Annotated in this window: 18 protein-coding genes, 1 pseudogene and 1 riboswitch; of the genes and pseudogenes, 15 read left to right on the plus strand and 4 right to left on the minus strand. The window is 62.8% G+C overall.

Translation table 11 applies throughout. The annotated features are described in order from the left end of the window. From NKH12_RS17135 to NKH12_RS17150, 4 genes and pseudogenes are all read right to left on the minus strand, one after another. Positions 1–596 (minus strand): annotated as a pseudogene (locus NKH12_RS17135) (cobaltochelatase subunit CobN); the annotation flags it as partial. Positions 597–614: 18 nt separating this feature from the next. Beyond that, positions 615–1667 (minus strand): cobalamin biosynthesis protein CobW, encoded by a 1053-nt coding sequence (cobW, locus tag NKH12_RS17140; protein ID WP_352954219.1) that lies wholly within the window; start codon positions 1665–1667, stop codon positions 615–617. Next, positions 1664–2098, minus strand: coding sequence for a DUF1636 family protein (locus NKH12_RS17145; protein WP_352954220.1), 435 nt, complete (start codon positions 2096–2098; stop codon positions 1664–1666). Before NKH12_RS17145 ends, cobW begins: the two co-directional genes overlap by 4 nt. Before the next feature lie 37 nt (positions 2099–2135). Beyond that, positions 2136–2339, minus strand: a riboswitch (cobalamin riboswitch). A gap of 29 nt (positions 2340–2368) precedes the next feature. Then, complete coding sequence (locus NKH12_RS17150; RefSeq protein ID WP_352954221.1) at positions 2369–3568, minus strand: winged helix-turn-helix domain-containing protein; 1200 nt, start codon at positions 3566–3568, stop codon at positions 2369–2371. A 332-nt stretch (positions 3569–3900) separates the two neighbouring features. On the opposite strand from NKH12_RS17150, the gene NKH12_RS17155 reads away from it, so the two are divergent. From NKH12_RS17155 to nuoN, 15 genes are all read left to right on the plus strand, one after another. Continuing rightward, the gene (locus NKH12_RS17155; protein ID WP_023798850.1) at positions 3901–4266 is read left to right on the plus strand and encodes an NADH-quinone oxidoreductase subunit A; all 366 of its coding nucleotides are present in this window, start codon (positions 3901–3903) and stop codon (positions 4264–4266) included. Next, a complete protein-coding gene (locus NKH12_RS17160) occupies positions 4257–4838 on the plus strand; it encodes a NuoB/complex I 20 kDa subunit family protein (RefSeq protein ID WP_027156092.1) in 582 nt (193 codons plus the stop codon). Before NKH12_RS17155 ends, NKH12_RS17160 begins: the two co-directional genes overlap by 10 nt. A 5-nt stretch (positions 4839–4843) precedes the next feature. Next, the gene (locus tag NKH12_RS17165) at positions 4844–5446 is read left to right on the plus strand and encodes an NADH-quinone oxidoreductase subunit C (RefSeq protein WP_502910807.1); all 603 of its coding nucleotides are present in this window, start codon (positions 4844–4846) and stop codon (positions 5444–5446) included. 9 nt (positions 5447–5455) lie between these two features. Beyond that, a complete protein-coding gene (locus tag NKH12_RS17170; protein ID WP_352954222.1) occupies positions 5456–6646 on the plus strand; it encodes an NADH-quinone oxidoreductase subunit D in 1191 nt (396 codons plus the stop codon). Next, positions 6647–7963, plus strand: coding sequence for an NADH-quinone oxidoreductase subunit E (locus NKH12_RS17175; RefSeq protein WP_352954223.1), 1317 nt, complete (start codon positions 6647–6649; stop codon positions 7961–7963). Positions 7964–7973: 10 nt separating this feature from the next. Further along, complete coding sequence (gene nuoF / locus NKH12_RS17180) at positions 7974–9278, plus strand: NADH-quinone oxidoreductase subunit NuoF (protein ID WP_287235739.1); 1305 nt, start codon at positions 7974–7976, stop codon at positions 9276–9278. A gap of 129 nt (positions 9279–9407) precedes the next feature. Then, positions 9408–10097 (plus strand): helix-hairpin-helix domain-containing protein, encoded by a 690-nt coding sequence (locus NKH12_RS17185; protein ID WP_352954224.1) that lies wholly within the window; start codon positions 9408–9410, stop codon positions 10095–10097. 74 nt (positions 10098–10171) lie between these two features. Further along, positions 10172–12253, plus strand: a complete 2082-nt coding sequence (nuoG, locus tag NKH12_RS17190; protein ID WP_352954225.1) for an NADH-quinone oxidoreductase subunit NuoG — start codon at positions 10172–10174, stop codon at positions 12251–12253. 2 nt (positions 12254–12255) lie between these two features. After that, on the plus strand, positions 12256–13299 hold the full coding sequence (gene nuoH / locus NKH12_RS17195) for an NADH-quinone oxidoreductase subunit NuoH (protein WP_023798860.1): 1044 nt from the start codon (positions 12256–12258) through the stop codon (positions 13297–13299). Then, positions 13299–13790, plus strand: a complete 492-nt coding sequence (gene nuoI / locus NKH12_RS17200) for an NADH-quinone oxidoreductase subunit NuoI (protein WP_023798861.1) — start codon at positions 13299–13301, stop codon at positions 13788–13790. The genes nuoH and nuoI overlap by 1 nt, the downstream gene beginning before the upstream one ends. A gap of 365 nt (positions 13791–14155) precedes the next feature. Beyond that, a complete protein-coding gene (locus tag NKH12_RS17205) occupies positions 14156–14776 on the plus strand; it encodes an NADH-quinone oxidoreductase subunit J (protein WP_029352049.1) in 621 nt (206 codons plus the stop codon). A gap of 1 nt (position 14777) precedes the next feature. Continuing rightward, the gene (gene nuoK, locus NKH12_RS17210; protein ID WP_023798863.1) at positions 14778–15086 is read left to right on the plus strand and encodes an NADH-quinone oxidoreductase subunit NuoK; all 309 of its coding nucleotides are present in this window, start codon (positions 14778–14780) and stop codon (positions 15084–15086) included. Positions 15087–15097: 11 nt separating this feature from the next. Then, on the plus strand, positions 15098–17071 hold the full coding sequence (gene nuoL, locus NKH12_RS17215) for an NADH-quinone oxidoreductase subunit L (RefSeq protein ID WP_352954226.1): 1974 nt from the start codon (positions 15098–15100) through the stop codon (positions 17069–17071). Then, a complete protein-coding gene (locus NKH12_RS17220) occupies positions 17071–18576 on the plus strand; it encodes an NADH-quinone oxidoreductase subunit M (protein ID WP_352954227.1) in 1506 nt (501 codons plus the stop codon). The genes nuoL and NKH12_RS17220 overlap by 1 nt, the downstream gene beginning before the upstream one ends. 19 nt (positions 18577–18595) lie before the next feature. Further along, the gene (gene nuoN / locus NKH12_RS17225; protein ID WP_352954228.1) at positions 18596–20032 is read left to right on the plus strand and encodes an NADH-quinone oxidoreductase subunit NuoN; all 1437 of its coding nucleotides are present in this window, start codon (positions 18596–18598) and stop codon (positions 20030–20032) included. Positions 20033–20035 lie beyond the last annotated feature (3 nt).

Consider the following 20035-nt stretch of genomic DNA (forward strand, 5'->3'; position numbering starts at 1 on the left):
GCCTGCGGCCGGACCCTCCCCTCAAGGGGGAGGGGGACGACACCGCGTCCCGGCTCATAATAGCCCGCCTTCGGCACGACAACCGGCTCCACGACCGCCGTGTCCTGTCCCGCCAGCCGCGCCAGCCTCTGCACCAGCGCCGTCATATTCTCCGGGCCGCCTTCGCGAAAATAGCCCAGCAGGCCGTCGAGCTCTTCGCGCGGCAGCGTCGAGCATTCGATCAGCCGGAGATCCTCGTCGCGGCACTCGCCGGGCAGCAGCGCCAGTTTTATGCAGCGTGCGCGCGCGATCGAGGCGAGTTGGTCGCAGCCATAGCGCCACCAGTCGTAACCGCCGAGGATGCGAACCAAAATAACCCTCGCGTGCCGGGCGACACTGTCGATCCAGAGGTCGACTGACATCGGATGACGCAGGTCGCGTAAAGCCGCCAGCCGCATCGACGGCAGGCGATGCGCGTCTGCTTTCCACGCCGCTGCCAGCCCGGCCAGATCGCTGTCGGTGAAGGACATCGCCACGACATCTGCAGGCGTCTGCCTGAGATCGACAGGCTCGGCGAGATCGTCGAGCGAGGCGGATGTTGTGGTGAGTATGTGCATCGCGGCTCGTGCCTGAGGTCAGCCGGCGAGAATGCGCTCGATTGCCGGGCGGTTCAGCCCTTTCAGACCGATGACGACGAGGCGCGAGCGGCGGTCATCTTCAGCGGTCCAGGCGCGGTCGTAATAGTGATTGACGCGCGAGCCGACAGCCTGCAGCAAGAGCCGCATCGGCTTGCCGCCGACTTCGACGAACCCTTTTACGCGCAGCACGTTTTCTTCCTCCGCTGCGGTGGCGACGCGCAAAGCCAGCTCATCGGGATTGGCGATCGACGGAATGTCGATGACGAATGAGTCGAAATCGTCATGCTCGTGGTCGAGCTCGTCGTCGTGGTGGGTCTTGCGGTTCTCGATGTCGTCCTCGACGGCAAGGCCGAGGCCGAGCAGCACAGACGGATCGACCTTACCCTGCGAGGTCGGTACGATCTTGACGGCGCGCGCGGTGTGCTCGCCGATGATGGCATTGGCGCGGGCTGAGCCAGCGGCGTCCATCAAGTCGCTCTTCGACAATATGATCAGGTCGGCGCAGGCGAGCTGGTCCTCGAACACCTCCTCGACCGGATCGTCGTGGTCGAGCGTCTCGTCCTGCGCGCGCTGCGCCTGCAGGGCGTCCATGTCGTTGGCGACGCGGCCATCAGCCAGCGCCGGTCCGTCGACCACAGCGATGACGCCGTCGACCGTCACCCGGCTCTTCACCGACGGCCACTGGAAGGCCTGGACCAGCGGCTTCGGCAAAGCGAGGCCGGAAGTTTCGATCAGGATATGATCGACCTTTGGCGTCAGTGAAAGGATTTGATCCAGCGCCGGGACGAAGTCGTCTGCGACGGTGCAGCAGATGCAGCCATTGGCCAGCTCGACGATGTTTTCCTCGGGGCAGGTGTCGATGCCGCAGCCCTTCAGAATCTCGCCGTCGATGCCGATGTCGCCGAACTCATTGACGATGATGGCCAGCCGCTTGCCCCCGGCGTTTTCGAGCAGATGGCGGATCAGCGTCGTCTTGCCGGCGCCGAGAAAACCGGTGACGACGGTGCAGGGCACGCGGGAGACGTTAGCGGACGACTCTGGGGCGGTCATATCTGGTCCTTCAAAAGGTCGAGGGGAGGGATGCGGGCGACGAGGCCGCGCTTCAGGCAATCGGGGCGGCCGCGCCATGGAATGAGGCCGTCCTTCGAGGTGGCGAAGAGCTTTGCGCCAGCTACGAGATCGGCGCCGCTTGTCGCGGTCAGGTCGCCGAAGACATAGCTCCAGCAGCCGTCGCGCAGGATCGCGGCGCTCAGCCGGCGCTTGCAGTTGCCGAGGCATTCGACGGTGCGGATACGGATATTTTCGCCTGATACAGCGCGGCGCGTGTCTTCGGCAAGCAGTTCGCCGGCGCGGGGATGGGCGTCGGAGCCGGTCTCATCGCGGCAGGAGGCGCAGACGATCACGGTGACGCCGGCCAAGGCTTCACTATCGCCGAACAATGCGCCCGCTGTCTCAGCCGAAAAACTGCTGTCGCGTTCCAAATCAGGCTCCTTGCCCGGAAAACCCGCCAGGCGATCGGATTCTTATGTCCTGACGGCAGGTCTCCTGGCTCGCGGGTCATCGCCTTGGTGCCGCCTTCCCGGGAACGTCCCAGTGGTTTTCGGCCTTGGCTCGTCGCTTACAGTTGCGGGGACAGCCGCGGATTTGAAATCGGAATTTCGCACCGCATTCCCTCTTGGCTCCTCCCTTTGCCGAGAGGAGACCGTCTGAAGCGGATTTAGGCTTGTGGAGGCAGTCGTGTCAACGCACGTCTACGGCGCGGCGATATTGGCGAGAGCCGAACCAAGATCCCCCGCAGGCGTCACCTCGATGCGTTCCAGCCCGAGCCAGCCCTGCATCAGCTTCAACTCCTCGAAGAGTTCGGCGGCGGTTTGCGGCGGGGCGCCGGGCTCGGCATAGGCGGCATGGACACGCAGCACGCTTGCAGGCCGGTCTGCTTTGAGGTCGATGCGTGCCACGATCCTGTCGCCGAGCAGGAACGGCAGCACATAATAGCCGTATTGGCGTTTTTCGGCCGGGGTGTAGATCTCGATGCGATAGCGGAAGTCGAACAGTCTTTCCGTGCGCGCTCGCTCGAAGACGACCGGATCGAACGGCGCAAGCAAGGCGCGCGCCTCGATCTTGCGCGGAAAACGGGCGTCCTTGTGAAGATAGGCAGGCTTGTCCCAGCCTTCGACGCGAACCGGCAAAAGGTCGCCTGCCTCGACCAGTTCCTCAATGCGGCCCTTGATGTCGGCGGGAGAAAGACGGAAATAGTCGCGCAGGTCGCCCGCTGTCGCGACGCCGTGGGCGCGGGCGGAGATGCGCAGCAATTCGCGGTGCGCATCCTCAGGGGAGGGCACCGGCAGGGCAAGTATCGCCGGTGGCAGCACGCGCTCCGGCAGATCGTAGAGCCGCTCGAAGCCACGACGCGACGCCGTGGTGATGCGGCCGGCCCAGAACAGCCATTCGAAAGCGTGCTTGGCATCGCTCCAACCCCACCAGCCGCCCGAGCCTTTCTGGCCTTCCAGGGCGGAAGCGGCGATCGGGCCGCGTTGAACGACCTCGCGATAAATGTCTTCAATGTAAGCGGCGCGTTCGCGGCCCCACTTGGCCAGGCCGTTATACATTTCCTCGCCGCGCTCGGCCCGCTCCATGCGCCAGCGCATCAGTGGATAGGTCTCGACCGGCAGAAAGGAGGCCTCATGCGCCCAATATTCGAAGACTTTGCGCTTGCGCGTCACGGCGGCGTTGTCGAGCAGCGCAAGCGGGTAGGGGCCAAGCCGCGAATAGAGCGGCATATAATGGGCGCGCACCACCGCACTGACGGAATCGATCTGCAGCAGGCCGGTACGCCCAAGCACACGGGCCAGATGGCGGCGATCAGGCGTGCTGTTAGGGCGAGGATCGGCAAACCCCTGTGCGGCAAGCGCGATGCGCCGGGCCATGGCGAGCGAGATTTTTTCCTTCATGCAGACGGCACTCTGTTGGCGTTCGGCCAAAGGTTGGGACGATGATTCCGGCCATGCTAGCAGGGTTTTGGCGGCATCTATGTCAGGAGAGAAAAGTGGAGTAAAGTGAAGGAAATCAAACAGGAGCAGATCGGACCAGTTTATCCGCATATGCCGTCCAGCACCGTGTTTTGAACAAGGTTTGACTTGCTTCGCCGAAAGCGCTGCGCTAACCCTCGCCGCGTTGCAGCATAGAGCCTCCTAAAACGGTTCAGTGGTTAAACTGTCACGCTTCCGCAAGTGGGTCCGGTGCTGTAATCAGAGTGGATTGGCCGCCAACGGAAAGCTGCAGCATGAACGCATTGTTGAGTTCGTACCTGCCCATCGTCCTGTTCATCGGCGTGGCGCTGGTTGTCGGCCTGGCGCTGCTTGCCGCACCCTTCCTGGTGGCCTACCGCAACCCAGATCCGGAAAAGCTTTCCGCCTATGAATGCGGCTTCAACTCGTTCGACGACGCCCGCATGAAGTTCGACATCCGCTTCTATCTGGTGTCGATCCTGTTCATCATCTTCGATCTGGAAGTGGCCTTCCTGTTTCCGTGGGCAGTGTCTTTCAGCCAGATCGGCATGCTCGGATTCTGGTCGATGATGGTGTTTCTGGCGGTGCTGACCATCGGCTTTGCCTATGAATGGAAGAAAGGAGCGCTGGAATGGGATTGAGCGACAATTCCGGCACGCTCGTCGCGCCGAAGCCGAAGGGCATTCTCGATCCCAGCACCGGAAAGCCGGTGGGGGCGAATGATCCATTCTTCCTCGAGATCAACAACGAACTGGCCGACAAGGGTTTTCTCGTCACCTCAACCGAGGCGCTGATCACCTGGGCCCGCAGCGGCTCGCTGATGTTCATGACTTTCGGTCTCGCCTGCTGCGCGGTCGAAATGATCCACACCTCGATGCCGCGCTATGACTCGGAGAGGTTCGGTGTTGCTCCTCGCGCGTCTCCGCGCCAGTCCGACATCATGATCGTCGCCGGTACGCTGACCAACAAGATGGCGCCGGCGCTGCGCAAGGTCTACGATCAGATGCCGGAGCCGCGCTACGTCATCTCGATGGGCTCCTGCGCCAATGGCGGCGGCTACTATCACTATTCCTATTCGGTGGTGCGCGGCTGCGATCGCGTCGTGCCCGTCGACATCTACGTGCCCGGCTGTCCGCCGAGTGCGGAAGCGCTGCTCTACGGCATCCTTCTGTTGCAAAAGAAGATCCGCCGCACCGGCACGATCGAGCGGTGAGCGGGATGATGAGCCTGAATGAACTCTCGACCTATCTCGGCGAGAAGCTGAGCGGCCGGATCGGCGATGCGGTGTTTGCCTATGGCGAACTCACCATCTCGGTCGAGCCGCACGATCTGATCGAGGTGGTGAGCTTCCTGCGCGACGATCCAAAATGCCAGTTCATCTCGATCATCGACGTCTGCGGCGCCGATTATCCATCGCGGGCCAAGCGCTTCGACGTCGTCTATCACCTGCTGTCGCCGAAGCAGAATATTCGCATACGCATCAAGGTCCAGGCCGACGAGGAGACGGTGGTGCCGTCGATCACCGGCGTTTATCCCGGCGCCGACTGGTTCGAACGCGAAACCTACGATCTCTATGGAGTGCTGTTTTCGGGCCATCCCGACCTGCGGCGGATTCTTACTGATTACGGCTTCGAGGGTCATCCGCTGCGCAAGGATTTCCCGCTGACCGGTTTCGTCGAGGTGCGCTACGACGACGAGGCCAAGCGGGTCATCTACGAGCCGGTCGAGCTCAAGCAGGAATTCCGCAATTTCGATTTTCTCAGCCCTTGGGAGGGGACGGATTACGTCCTTCCAGGCGACGAGAAAGCCAAGACGAATTGAGACGCCAGAATGGCTGAGACCTCCGTCCGTAATTTTAACATCAACTTTGGACCTCAACACCCTGCAGCGCATGGTGTTTTGAGGCTGGTTCTTGAGTTGGACGGCGAAGTCGTCGATCGCGTCGATCCGCATATCGGGCTGTTGCATCGCGGCACTGAAAAGCTGATCGAAGCCAAAACCTATCTGCAGGCGGTGCCTTATCTCGACCGTCTCGATTACTGCGCGCCGATGAACCAGGAGCATGCCTTCGCGCTGGCCGCAGAGCGGCTGCTTGGGATCGAGGTGCCGAAGCGCGGCCAGCTGATCCGCGTGCTCTATTGCGAGATCGGCCGCATCATGTCGCACATTCTCAATGTGACGACGCAGGCGATGGATGTCGGCGCGCTGACGCCGCCTCTGTGGGGCTTCGTCGAGCGCGAAAAACTAATGGTGTTCTATGAGCGGGCCAGCGGCTCGCGCATGCATGCGGCCTATTTTCGGCCCGGCGGCGTCCACCAGGACCTGCCGCAGCAGCTGGTCGAGGATATCGGCAAGTGGATCGACCCATTCCTGAAATCGGTCGACGATCTCGACGCATTGCTCACCGGCAACCGCATCTTCAAGCAGCGCAATGTCGACATCGGCACCGTCTCGCTGGCCGACGCCTGGGCCTGGGGCTTTTCGGGCGTCATGGTGCGCGGCTCCGGCGTCGCCTGGGATCTGCGCAAATCGCAGCCTTACGAATGCTATGCCGAGATGGATTTCGACATTCCGATCGGCAAGAACGGCGACTGCTTCGACCGTTACCTCGTGCGCATGGAAGAAATGCGCCAGTCGGCGAAAATCATGCGCCAGTGCGTCGACCTGCTGCTCGGCAAGGAGGGCACGGGTCCGGTGTCGAACCTCGACGGCAAGGTGGTGCCGCCGAAGCGCGCCGCGATGAAGCGCTCGATGGAAGCGCTGATCCATCACTTCAAGCTATACACCGAAGGCTACCGCGTGCCGGCCGGCGAGGTCTATGCGGCGGTCGAAGCGCCGAAGGGCGAGTTCGGCGTCTACCTAGTCTCCGACGGCACCAACAAGCCTTACCGCTGCAAGCTGCGCGCGCCCGGCTTCGCCCATCTGCAAGCCATGGATTTCTTGTGCCGCGGCCACATGCTGGCCGACGTCACCGCCGTTCTCGGCTCCCTCGACATCGTGTTTGGTGAGGTCGATCGCTAAATGTCAGTCCGCCGTCTCGCAGAAGCCAGCCTCCAGCCAGCCGCCTTCGCCTTCAACCGGGCGAATGCGGCAGCGGCGAAGCAATGGATCAAGAAGTATCCGAAGGGCCGCGAGCAGTCCGCGATCATCCCCTTGCTGATGCTGGCGCAGGAGCAGGAAGGCTGGGTGACCAAGGCGGCGATCGAGACGATCTCCGACATGCTCGGCATGCCCTACATCAGGGGGCTCGAAGTCGCGACCTTCTACACGCAGTACCAGCTCAATCCGGTCGGCACCCGCGCGCATATCCAGGTCTGCGGCACCACGCCCTGCATGCTGCGCGGCTCGGAAGCGCTGATGGACGTGTGCCGGTCGAAGATCCATCACGACCAGTTTCATACCAACGACAAGGGCACGCTGTCGTGGGAAGAAGTGGAATGCCTCGGCGCCTGCGTCAACGCGCCGATGGTGATGATTTTCAAAGATACGTTCGAGGACCTGACGCCGGAGCGCCTTGCCGAGATCATCGACCTCTATGCTGCCGGCAAGGGCGCCTCGGTGACGCCGGGGCCGCAGAACGGCCGCATCACCTCCGAGCCGATCACCGGTCTGACGACGCTGAAGAGCGAAAAGTCAATCCTGAAGACGACCCGCGACAGGGAAGCCAAGGCGGGTGCCAAGGTCGCCAGGGCGGCAGCACCAGCGGCAATTGTCGCGACGCCGGCGGCTCCGGCCGCACAGGCACCGGCGGCCCCGGTCGCGCCGTCGAAAGCCAGCAAGCCGAAGACCGATGCGCCCGAAACCAGCCCGACGCTGGAGACGCCTTCTCCTGCAAAGGTCGCACCAGAGACGGAAAAGGCGGCGAGCGTCGCCGCGCCGCGGCATTCGGCGGCCAATGCCAATAAGGCGGCGCCGGAAGTCGAAAAGGTTTCAAAACAGCGCAGCGGTCCCAAGACCAAGGCTGAGCCGGCGGCTGCTTTCAAGGCGCCGGAGTTGAAGGAAGCGCCGTTCGGCGTTGCCGGCAAAAAAACCGCCAAGCCTGCCAAGCCTTCGCTCGAAGACAAGAACCGTCCGGCCGGCATCGCAAAGCCGGCACTGGTCGACGATCTCAAGCTGATCTCAGGCGTCGGCCCGAGAACCGAAGGTATCCTGCATTCGCTTGGCATCTTCACTTACGCGCAAGTCGCGTCCTGGAAGAAGGCCGAGCGCGAATGGGTCGACGGCTATCTCAGTCTCCGTGGCCGCATCGAGCGCGAAGACTGGGTCAAGCAGGCCAAGGCGCTCGCCACGGGCGGGGTCGCCGAATATATCCGCGTCTTCGGCAAGAAACCGGTCTGAGGAACGAACAATGCTTCAGGACAGAGACCGCATCTTCAACAACATCTACGGCCGCTTCGACAAGTCGCTGGCCGGCGCGATGGCGCGCGGCGCCTGGGACAACACGCCCGGCATCATCGCCAAGGGGCGCGACTGGATCGTCAACGAGATGAAGGCATCAGGCCTGCGCGGCCGCGGCGGCGCCGGCTTCCCGACCGGGCTAAAGTGGTCGTTCATGCCCAAGCAGAGCGACGGCCGGCCGAGCTATCTCGTCGTCAACGCCGACGAATCCGAACCCGGCACCTGCAAGGACCGCGACATTTTGCGCCATGACCCGCACACGCTGGTCGAAGGCTGCCTGATCGCCGGCTTCGCCATGGGCGCGATCGCCGCCTACATCTATGTGCGCGGCGAGTTCATCCGCGAGCGCGAGGCGCTGCAGCGCGCTATCGACGAGGCCTATGCGGCCAAGCTGATCGGCAAGAACAACACGTCCGGATACGATTTCGACATCTACATGCATCATGGCGCCGGCGCCTATATCTGCGGCGAGGAAACGGCGCTGCTCGAAAGCCTCGAAGGCAAAAAGGGTCAGCCGCGGCTGAAGCCGCCGTTTCCGGCCAATGTCGGCCTCTATGGCTGCCCGACGACGGTCAACAATGTCGAGTCGATCGCGGTGGCGCCGACCATTTTGCGCCGCGGCGCGGCCTGGTTCTCGTCCTTCGGCCGGCCCAACAACGTCGGCACCAAGCTGTTCTGCGTTTCGGGCCACGTCAACACTCCGTGCACCGTCGAAGAGGCGATGTCGATCCCGTTCCGCGAGCTGATCGAAACGCATTGCGGCGGCATTCGCGGCGGCTGGGACAATCTGCTGGCGGTCATTCCGGGCGGCGCTTCGGTGCCGCTGGTGCCGGCGGAGCAGATCATCGACGCGCCGATGGATTTCGATGCGCTGCGCGACCTGAAATCGGGTCTCGGCACGGCGGCTGTCATCGTCATGGACAAATCGACCGATGTCGTGAAGGCGATTGCCCGGCTTTCCTACTTCTACAAGCACGAGAGCTGCGGCCAGTGCACGCCGTGCCGCGAAGGCACCGGCTGGATGTGGCGGGTGATGGAGCGGCTGGTACGCGGCGAGGCGCAGAAGCGCGAGATTGACATGCTGCTCGACGTGACCAAACAGGTCGAAGGCCACACGATCTGCGCGCTGGGCGATGCGGCGGCGTGGCCGATCCAGGGCCTGATGCGGCATTTCCGCGGCGAGGTGGAGCGGCGTATCGACGAGTTTTCTCGCAATGCGCACCGGGCTGAGCCGGTGATGGTGGCGGCGGAATAGACAAGAATTTGAAAGAAGGGCGAATGCCCGATTGGAATGCGGGCAAGTGCCCGATCTGAAATACGGGCAAGGGCCCGATTTGAGGAAACAGGCCCGGGGCATACGGAAGAAACGACCAGGAGACCACCCATGTCGCTGAATTCGAGACCCGATTATTTGATGCCAGATTTGGATCCGTTCGAGAAGATGAGCCAGGACCTGACCAGGATGATGCCGAAGGAGATGGCCAGCGCCGTCAATCTCTTGGCGCACCCTGTCGCGGGTGCGGCAGCGATGTCGGCGCTTGGCATCGGGCTTGCCAATCATGCCTTTGGGGTGTGGATGGGCGTGCTCTCGGGCGCAGCCGAGGCCTCGCAGCGGCTCTTCCAGCCGATGGTCGACGATTTCGATGCCAGGATCGAACGCTTTTCGGAAACAGGGACAAGCTCCTCGACCAAGGCGCGGGCGGCGACGAAAACCTTGATCGCCGAGGCGAAGTCCTTCGCCAGGGACGTGAATGACATAGCGGCGAACAGCATGGATGATGCACCGAGCGTGGTGGATGCGGCTGCCGCCGCGGCCGGGTTGATGCCCGAGGATTTCAAGCAGCCCAAGGCCATGGATCGCCCGGAAAATCCGGCCGACCTCAAGGCGATATCGGGCATCGGGCCGAAGCTGGAAGAGGTGCTGAACGGCTTGGGCATCTGGACTTACGGCCAGATTGCGGCATGGACGCCGGAAGAGATCGCCTGGGTCGACGATTATCTGTCGTTCAAGGGCCGCATCGGTCGCGACAATTGGCTTGGCCAGGCGGCGGTGCTGGCCGCGGCCAAACATTGAATTCAATGCCGGGCGCGGTTTCGGCTCCGCCCGGAAAGAAAGATTGCGGAATGTCCGCAGGGGTTTGAGACGACATGGCAAAGCTCAAGGTCGACGGGAAAGAGATTACTGTACCCGACCACTACACGCTGCTGCAGGCAGCCGAGGACGCCGGCGCGGAAGTGCCGCGCTTCTGCTTCCATGAGCGGCTGTCGATCGCCGGCAATTGCCGCATGTGCCTGATCGAGGTGAAGGGCGGGCCGCCCAAGCCGCAGGCGTCCTGCGCCATGGGCGTGCGCGATCTGCGCCCCGGCCCGAATGGCGAAACACCGGAAATCTTCACCAACACGCCGATGGTCAAGAAGGCCCGGGAAGGCGTGATGGAATTCCTGCTGATCAACCATCCGCTGGATTGCCCGATCTGCGACCAGGGCGGCGAGTGCGACCTGCAGGACCAGGCGATGGCGTTCGGCGTCGATTCCTCGCGCTATCACGAGAACAAGCGGGCGGTCGAAGACAAGTATATCGGGCCGCTGGTCAAGACGATCATGAACCGCTGCATCCATTGCACGCGCTGCGTTCGCTTCACCACCGAAATTGCCGGTATATCCGAGCTAGGCCTGATCGGCCGCGGCGAGGACGCCGAGATCACCACCTATCTCGAAAGCGCGATGACCTCGGAACTGCAGGGCAATGTCATCGACCTTTGCCCGGTCGGTGCGCTGACCTCCAAACCCTACGCCTTCCAGGCTCGGCCGTGGGAACTGACCAAGACCGAATCAATCGACGTGATGGATGCCGTCGGCTCGGCGATCCGTGTCGATTCGAGAGGCCGCGAGGTGATGCGCATCCTGCCGCGCACCAACGAGGCGGTGAACGAGGAGTGGATTTCCGACAAGACCCGCTTCATCTGGGACGGCTTGCGCACCCAGCGCCTCGACCGGCCATACGTACGCAAGAACGGCAAGCTGGCCCCGGCAAGCTGGGCCGAGGCTTTCTCCGTGATCAAGGAAGCGGTGTCGAGTACCGCACCCGACAAGATCGGCGCCATATCAGGCGATCTTGCCGCGGTCGAGGAGATCTATGCGCTGAAGCTGCTGATGGCCTCGCTCGGCTCGAAGAACACCGACTGCCGCCAGGATGGTGCCGCGCTCGATCCGTTGCTCGGCCGGGCAAGCTATATCTTCAACCCGACCATCGAGGGCATCGAGCAGGCCGACGCTGTGCTGATCATCGGCGCCAATCCGCGCTTCGAGGCATCCTTGCTCAACGCCCGCATCCGCAAGCGCTGGCGGGTCGGCAACCTGCCGGTCGGCGTCATCGGCGATGTCGGCGATACGCGCTACGACTATGAGCAGCTCGGCGCCGGAACGGAATCGCTGAAGGATCTGGCCGATGGCAACGGCAATTTCTTCCAGGTGCTGAAGAAGGCGACGCATCCGCTTGTTATCGTCGGCCAAGGAGCCTTGGCACGTCCAGATGGCACGGCCGTGCTCGGCCAGGCGGCGAAGCTCAGCCTGGCCGTCAATGCCGCGAGAGCTGACTGGAACGGCTTTGCCGTGCTGCACACTGCGGCGGGGCGTGTCGGCGGTCTCGATGTCGGTTTTGTGCCGGGCGAGGGCGGCAAGAGTGTCGCCGGCATGCTGGGCGATATGGACGTGCTGTTCCTGCTCGGCGCCGACGAGCTCGACATGGCCGAGATCGGCGGCGCTTTCGTCGCCTATATCGGCACGCATGGCGACCACGGCGCGCACCGCGCCGACGTCATCCTGCCGGGCGCCGCCTATACTGAAAAGTCGGGCACCTACGTCAACACCGAGGGCCGCGTGCAGCAGACCAACCGTGCCGGCTTCGCACCGGGCGATGCGCGTGAGGACTGGGCGATCCTGCGGGCGCTGTCTGATGTACTGGGCAAGAAGCTGTCGTTCGATTCACTGCCGCAGCTTCGGGCAAAACTCTATGGCGAATACCCGCATCTCGCCCGCATCGACCAGGTCGCGGCCGGCAACGCTGACGAAATCGCCAAGGTGGCGAAGCTCGGCGGGCGGCTTAACAAGGGCAGCTTCACCTCGCCGGTCAAGGATTTCTACCTGACCAATCCGATCGCGCGGGCTTCCGCGGTGATGGCGGAATGCTCGGCGCTGGCGAAAAACGGCTTCAGGCAGGCGGCGGAATAAGCATGGACACCTTCTTCTCCTTTTACGTGCTGCCGGCGCTGCTCATCCTGCTGAAGTCGGTCGTGCTGATCGTCGTGCTGTTGATCTTCGTCGCCTACATCCTCTACGCGGACCGCAAGATCTGGGCGGCGGTGCAGCTGCGCCGCGGTCCGAACGTCGTCGGCCCATGGGGCACGCTGCAGGCTTTCGCCGACCTTCTGAAGTTCGTATTCAAGGAGCCGGTGATTCCGTCCGGCGCCAACAAGGGCGTTTTTCTGCTGGCGCCGCTGGTTTCGGCGGTGCTGGCGATCTCGGCCTGGGCGGTGATTCCGGTCAATGAGGGCTGGGCGATCGCCAACGTCAATGTCGGCATCCTCTATGTCTTCGCCATATCCTCGCTCGAGGTCTATGGCGTGATCATGGGCGGCTGGGCGTCTAACTCGAAATACCCGTTCCTTGGCGCGCTGCGCTCGGCGGCGCAGATGGTGTCCTACGAAGTCTCGATCGGTTTCGTCATCGTCACCGTGCTGCTTTGCGTCGGCTCGCTCAACCTGTCCGATATCGTGCTGTCGCAGCAGGATGGGCTGGGCACCCGGGTCGGCCTGCCCAACACCTTCCTCGACTGGCATTGGCTGTCGCTGTTCCCGATGTTCGTCATCTTCTTCATCTCGGCGCTGGCCGAAACGAACCGCCCGCCTTTCGACCTTGTGGAAGCCGAATCGGAACTCGTTGCCGGCCATATGGTCGAATATTCGTCGACGCCGTTCCTGCTGTTCTTCCTCGGCGAGTATGTCGCCATCGTGCTGATGTGCGCGCTGGCCACCATCCTGTTCCTCGGCGGTTGGCTGCCGCCCTTCGACTTCGCTCCCTTCACCTGGGTGCCGGGGCTGATCTGGTTCGTGCTCAAGGTCTGCCTGGTGTTCTTCATGATCTCGATGGTGAAGGCTTTCGTGCCGCGTTACCGCTACGACCAGCTGATGCGGCTCGGCTGGAAGGTCTTCCTGCCGATCTCGCTGGCGATGGTGGTGATTGTCGCCGCGTTCCTCAAGATCACGGGGTTTGCGTGATGTCCGCTCTAGCCCAAGCCGCTAAGTCGCTGCTCCTGCAGGACTTCGTCAGCGCTTTCTTCCTGTCGATGCGCCAGTTCTTCGCGCCGAAGGAGACGATCAACTATCCGCACGAAAAGGGGCCGACCAGCCCGCGCTTCCGCGGCGAGCATGCGCTGCGCCGCTATCCGAACGGCGAGGAACGCTGCATCGCCTGCAAATTGTGCGAGGCGATCTGCCCGGCGCAGGCGATCACCATCGAGGCCGGCCCGCGCCGCAACGACGGCACCCGCCGCACCGTGCGTTACGATATCGATATGGTGAAGTGCATCTATTGCGGCTTCTGCCAGGAGGCCTGCCCGGTCGACGCCATCGTCGAGGGGCCGAATTTCGAATTCGCGACCGAGACGCGCGAGGAACTTTATTACGACAAGGACAAGCTCCTGGCCAATGGCGACCGCTGGGAGCGCGAACTGGCGCGCAACATCTCGCTGGACGCGCCGTACCGATAGGGCAGCTCTCTTCTCCCCGTTCACGGGGAGAAGATGCCGGCAGGCAGATGAGGGGCGGCGCCAACGTCACGCAATTCAGCCCTGGGCCACCAGCCGCCCCGGGGGCGCCCCGCACCACCCCCTTCCCGGGAATATGATGCGGGCAGCCATATGAGGGGCGGCGCCAACGTCACGAAATTCAGCCCTGCCCCTCATCCGGCCCTTCGGGCCACCTTCTCCCCGTGAACGGGGAGAAGGAAACGGAATGACGCATGGACGAGGCGAAGGGCCTCGTTTAAGGAACACGCGGCTTCGGCACCGGAGGCGGAACGAAGCCAGACAGCGGACAGGGCGAAAGCCGGTCCGACAGGAACCCGAGGGAACCCATGCTGAATGGACTAGAGGCGGCCTTTTTCTACCTCTTTGCCTTTGTCGCGGTGGCGTCGGCGTTCATGGTCATTTCGGCGCGCAATCCCGTGCATTCGGTGCTGTTCCTGATCCTGACCTTCTTCAATGCCGCCGGCCTGTTCATGCTGACCGGCGCCGAGTTCCTGGCGATGATCCTGCTCGTCGTCTATGTCGGCGCGGTCATGGTGCTGTTCCTGTTCGTCGTCATGATGCTCGACGTCGATTTCGCCGAAATGAAGGAAGGCGCCCTGCAATACGCGCCGATCGGCGCGCTGGTCGGGCTGATCCTGGCGGCTGAGCTGATCGTGGTGCTCGGCGGCTATACATTCGCGCCGCAACTGGCCGCGACGGTTTCGAAACCCATTCCCGACCTTGCCGCGCGCTCGAACACGGCAGCGCTCGGCGACATCCTCTACACGGACTACCTCTACTATTTCCAGATTGCTGGCCTGGTGCTGCTGGTCGCCATGATCGGCGCCATCGTGCTGACGCTGCGCCACAAGCCGGGCATCAAACGGCAGTCGATATCAGCCCAGGTCGGCCGCACGCCGGCAACGGGAATGGAAATCCGCAAGGTCAAGACGGGCGAAGGAATCTGAGATGGTCGTCGGCATCGCGCATTATCTGACCGTATCGGCGATCCTGTTTACGCTCGGCGTGTTCGGCATCTTCCTCAACCGCAGGAACATCATCGTCATCCTGATGTCGATCGAGCTTATCCTGCTCGCGGTTAACATCAATTTCGTTGCCTTCTCGGCAGCGCTCGGCGACCTCGTCGGACAGGTGTTCGCACTGTTCGTGCTGACGGTCGCAGCGGCTGAAGCCGCCATCGGCCTCGCCATTCTCGTCGTCTTCTTCCGCAACCGCGGTTCGATCGCGGTCGAAGACGTGAACATGATGAAGGGTTGACGGAAACCACCATGTATCAGGCCATCGTCTTCCTTCCTCTGCTCGGCTTCCTGATCGTCGGCCTGTTCGGCACGTCGCTCGGCGCCAAGGCTTCCGAATACATCACCTCCGGCTTCCTAGTGATATCAGCCGTGCTGTCGTGGGTCGCCTTCTTCGCCGTCGGCTTCGGCGAGGGCGAGGTGTTCACCGTGCCGGTGCTGCGCTGGATCCAGTCGGGCGGGTTGGAGGCCGCATGGGCGCTGCGCATCGACACGCTGACGGTGGTGATGCTGGTTGTCGTCAACACGGTTTCGGCGCTGGTCCACGTCTACTCGATCGGCTACATGCATCACGACCCGAACCGGCCGCGCTTCTTCGCCTATCTGTCGCTGTTCACCTTCGCCATGCTGATGCTGGTGACGGCCGACAACCTCGTGCAGATGTTCTTCGGCTGGGAAGGCGTCGGTCTCGCCTCCTACCTGCTGATCGGCTTCTGGTACAAGAAGCCGTCGGCCAATGCCGCCGCGATCAAGGCCTTCATCGTCAACCGCGTCGGCGATTTCGGCTTCGCGCTCGGCATCTTCGGTGTGTTCGTGCTGTTCGGCTCGGTCAATCTCGGCACCATCTTCGCCAATGCGGCGACGTTCATTCCGGCCGAAGGCGCCCCCGGGGGCGCAGCCGTGCTGACATTCCTCGGTTATGCCCTCGACAAGCAGGCTGCGATGACCGTCGTCTGCCTGCTGTTGTTCATGGGCGCCATGGGCAAGTCGGCACAGGTGCCGCTGCACACCTGGCTGCCGGACGCCATGGAAGGGCCGACGCCTGTCTCGGCGCTCATCCATGCCGCCACCATGGTGACGGCCGGCGTGTTCATGCTGGCGCGGCTGTCGCCGCTGTTTGAACTGTCGCATTCAGCGCTGATCGTGGTCACCTTCATCGGCGCCTTCACCGCCTTCTTCGCGGCGACCGTCGGCCTCGTCCAGAACGACATCAAGCGCGTCATCGCCTATTCGACCTGCTCGCAGCTCGGCTACATGTTCGTGGCGCTTGGTGTCGGCGCCTATGGCGCGGCGATCTTCCATCTGTTCACGCATGCCTTCTTCAAGGCGCTGCTGTTCCTCGGGTCCGGCTCGGTGATCCACGCCGTCTCCGACGAGCAGGACATGCGCAGGATGGGCGGCCTCAGAACGCTCATTCCGAAGACCTACTGGATGATGGTGATCGGTACGCTGGCGCTGACCGGCGTCGGCATTCCGGTGACGGTGATCGGCACCGCCGGCTTCTTCTCCAAGGACGCGATCATCGAAAGCGCCTTTGCCGCGCACAATCCGGTCGCCGGCCTTGCCTTTGTGCTGCTGGTCGTCGCCGCCTGCTTCACCAGCTTCTATTCCTGGCGGCTGATCTTCATGACCTTCCACGGTCAGCCGCGGGCGAGCCACGAGGTCATGCACCATGTCCATGAATCGCCGCCGGTCATGCTGGTGCCGCTGTACATCCTGGCGGCGGGCGCGCTGTTCGCCGGCGTGATCTTCCATGGCGCCTTCATCGGCGAGGGCTATGCCGAGTTCTGGAGGGCGTCGCTGTTCACGCTGCCGGAGAACCACATCCTGCACGACATTCACGAAGTGCCGTTGTGGGTGAAGCTGGCGCCGTTTGTCGCCATGCTGATCGGCTTTGCGATTGCCTGGCAATTCTATATCCGCGCGCCGGAGATGCCGAAGAATTTGGCGGCGCAGCATCGCGGGCTCTACGCCTTTCTGCTCAACAAGTGGTTTTTCGACGAGCTCTACGACTTGCTTTTCGTGCGGCCGGCAAAACGCCTGGGGCACTTTCTATGGAAGACCGGCGACGGCACCGTCATCGACGGGCTTGGTCCTGACGGCGTTTCGGCGCGCGTCGTCGACGTGACCAACCGGGTCGTCAAGCTGCAGACCGGCTATCTCTATCATTATGCCTTCGCCATGCTGATCGGCGTTGCCGCATTCGTCACCTGGATGATGCTCTGATGACCGCCTGGCCGATCCTCTCGCTGGTCACCTTCCTGCCGCTGGTTGGTGTGCTGCTCATCCTGTTCGTCCGTGACGACAGCGAAAATGCGCGCCGCAACATCCGCGCCATCGCGCTGTTTACGACGACGTTTACCTTCGTGGTTTCGCTGTTCATCTGGACCGGCTTCGACAATTCGGAGCCTGCCTTTCAGTTCGTCGAGAAGTTTGCCTGGCTGGATTCCGGCATCTCCTACCATATGGGTGTCGACGGCATCTCCATGCTGTTCGTCATCCTGACCACTTTCCTGATGCCGCTCTGCATCCTGGCTTCGTGGGAATCGATCGAGAAGCGCGTCAAGGCCTACATGATCGCATTCCTGCTGCTGGAGACGCTGATGATCGGCGTGTTCTGCGCACTCGACATCGTCTTGTTCTACGTCTTTTTCGAAGCCGGCCTGATCCCGATGTTCATCATCATCGGCGTATGGGGCGGCAAGCGGCGCGTCTACGCCTCGTTCAAGTTCTTCCTCTACACGCTGGCCGGCTCGGTGCTGATGCTGCTCGCCATCATGGCGATGTTCTTCCAGTCCGGCACCACCGACATCCCGACGCTCCTGACGCACAACTTCCCGGCCTCCATGCAGACCTGGCTATGGCTCGCCTTTTTCGCCTCCTTCGCCGTGAAGATGCCGATGTGGCCGGTGCACACCTGGCTGCCGGACGCCCATGTCGAGGCGCCGACGGCCGGTTCGGTGATCCTGGCCGCCATCCTGCTGAAGATGGGCGGATATGGCTTCCTGCGCTTCTCCTTGCCGATGTTTCCGATCGCCTCGGAGATGTTTGCGCCGCTCGTCTTCGCACTGTCCGTCGTCGCCATCATCTACACCTCGCTCGTGGCGTTGATGCAGGAGGACATGAAGAAGCTGATCGCCTACTCGTCGGTCGCCCATATGGGCTTCGTCACCATGGGCATCTTCGCGATGAACCAGGAAGGCGTCCAGGGGGCGATCTTCCAGATGCTGTCGCACGGCCTGGTCTCCGGCGCGCTGTTCCTCTGCGTCGGCGTCATCTACGACCGCATGCACACGCGCGACATCGACGCCTATGGCGGGCTGGTCAACAACATGCCGAAATACGCAACCGTGTTCATGATCTTCACCATGGCCAATGTCGGCCTGCCCGGCACCAGCGGCTTCGTCGGCGAGTTCCTGACCATGCTTGGGGTGTTCCGGGTCAACACCTGGGTGGCGTTCTTCGCCGCCACCGGCGTCATCCTGTCGGCGGCCTATGCGCTCTGGCTCTATCGCCGGGTGATCTTCGGCGCGCTGACCAAGGACAGCCTGAAAGGCCTGCTCGACCTGTCGACGCGCGAGAAGGTGATCATCTACCCGCTGGCCGTGCTGGTCATCTTCTTCGGCGTCTACCCGGCGCCGGTCTTCGACGCGACCGCCGCATCGGTCAAGGCGCTCGTCACCAATGTCACCGCATCCATCGACACCGCGCAGACCGCGGCGGCGAACTGACCCGAGAGGTTTGCGAACCATGACGCCGGACCTACTCTCCAGCCTGTCGCTGTCGACACCAGAGCTTATCCTTGCCGTCGGCGCCTTGGCGCTGCTGATGCTCGGCGCCTATTCGCGCGCCAACACCACCACCACGGTGAGCGGCCTTGCCGTCGCCGTCCTGGTGGTTGCCGGCGTCTGGACGATCTTTTCCACCGGGCAGGGCAACGCTTACGGCGAAGCCTTCGTCCAGGATCCCTTCGCCCGCTTCATGAAGGTGCTGGCGCTGATCGGCTCGGCGGTGACGCTGGTCATGTCGATGCGCTTCGCCAAGGCGGAGCATTTCGACAAGTTCGAGTATCCGGTGCTGATCCTGCTGTGCACGCTCGGCATGATGCTGATGATCTCGGCCAACGGCATGATCGGGCTTTATCTCGGCCTCGAACTGCAGTCGCTGGCAATCTACGTGCTGGCGGCGATCAACCGGGACAATCTGCGCTCGACCGAGGCGGGGTTAAAATATTTCGTCCTCGGCGCGCTGTCGTCGGGCATGCTGCTTTACGGCATCAGCCTCGTCTACGGCTACACCGGCAACACCGGCTTCCAGGAGATCGCCGCAGCGCTTGGCGGCGGCGAGCGGCAGCTTGGCCTGGTCTTCGGCCTGGTCTTCGTGTTAGCAGGCCTTGCCTTCAAGATATCGGCGGTGCCGTTCCACATGTGGACGCCGGACGTCTATGAAGGCGCGCCTACGCCGGTGACGGCCTTCCTCGCTGCGGCGCCGAAGATGGCGGCGATGGCGCTGATCGTGCGCGTCACCATGGACGCCTTCCAGCCGATAGCGGCCGACTGGCAGCAGATCATCGTCTTCATCTCGATCGCCTCGATGCTGCTCGGCGCCTTCGCGGCCATTGGCCAAACCAACATCAAGCGGCTGATGGCCTATTCCTCCATCGGCCATATGGGCTACGCGCTGGTCGGCCTCGCCGCCAACAGCCAAGCCGGCGTGCGGGGTGTCGCCATCTACATGCTGATCTATCTGGTGATGACGCTCGGCACCTTCGCCTTCATCCTCGCCATGCGGCGCGAGGAGGGCAATGTCGAACAGATCAGCGATCTCGCCGGCCTGTCGTCGACCAATCCGATCATGGCGACGATCCTCACCATCCTGATGTTCTCGCTGGCCGGCATCCCGCCGCTCGCCGGCTTCTGGGGGAAGTGGTACGTGTTCCTCGCCGCCATCAACGCCAACCTCTACGCGCTGGCGATCATCGGCGTGCTGGCCTCGGTAGTGGGCGCCTATTATTATCTGCGCATCATCAAGATCATGTGGTTCGACGAACCGGTCGGCGGCTTCGTGCCGATGGCGACCGAGCTTCGCGTCGTGCTCGGCGTCTGCGGCGCCTTCGTGCTGTTCTACGTGCTGATCGGCGGGCCGATCGGCACCTATGCCGAAGCCGCCGCCAAGACATTTTTCTGACGG

Origin of the sequence: Mesorhizobium sp. M1322 (genome assembly GCF_040318085.1) — a bacterium.
Taxonomy (GTDB): Bacteria; Pseudomonadota; Alphaproteobacteria; order Rhizobiales; family Rhizobiaceae; genus Mesorhizobium.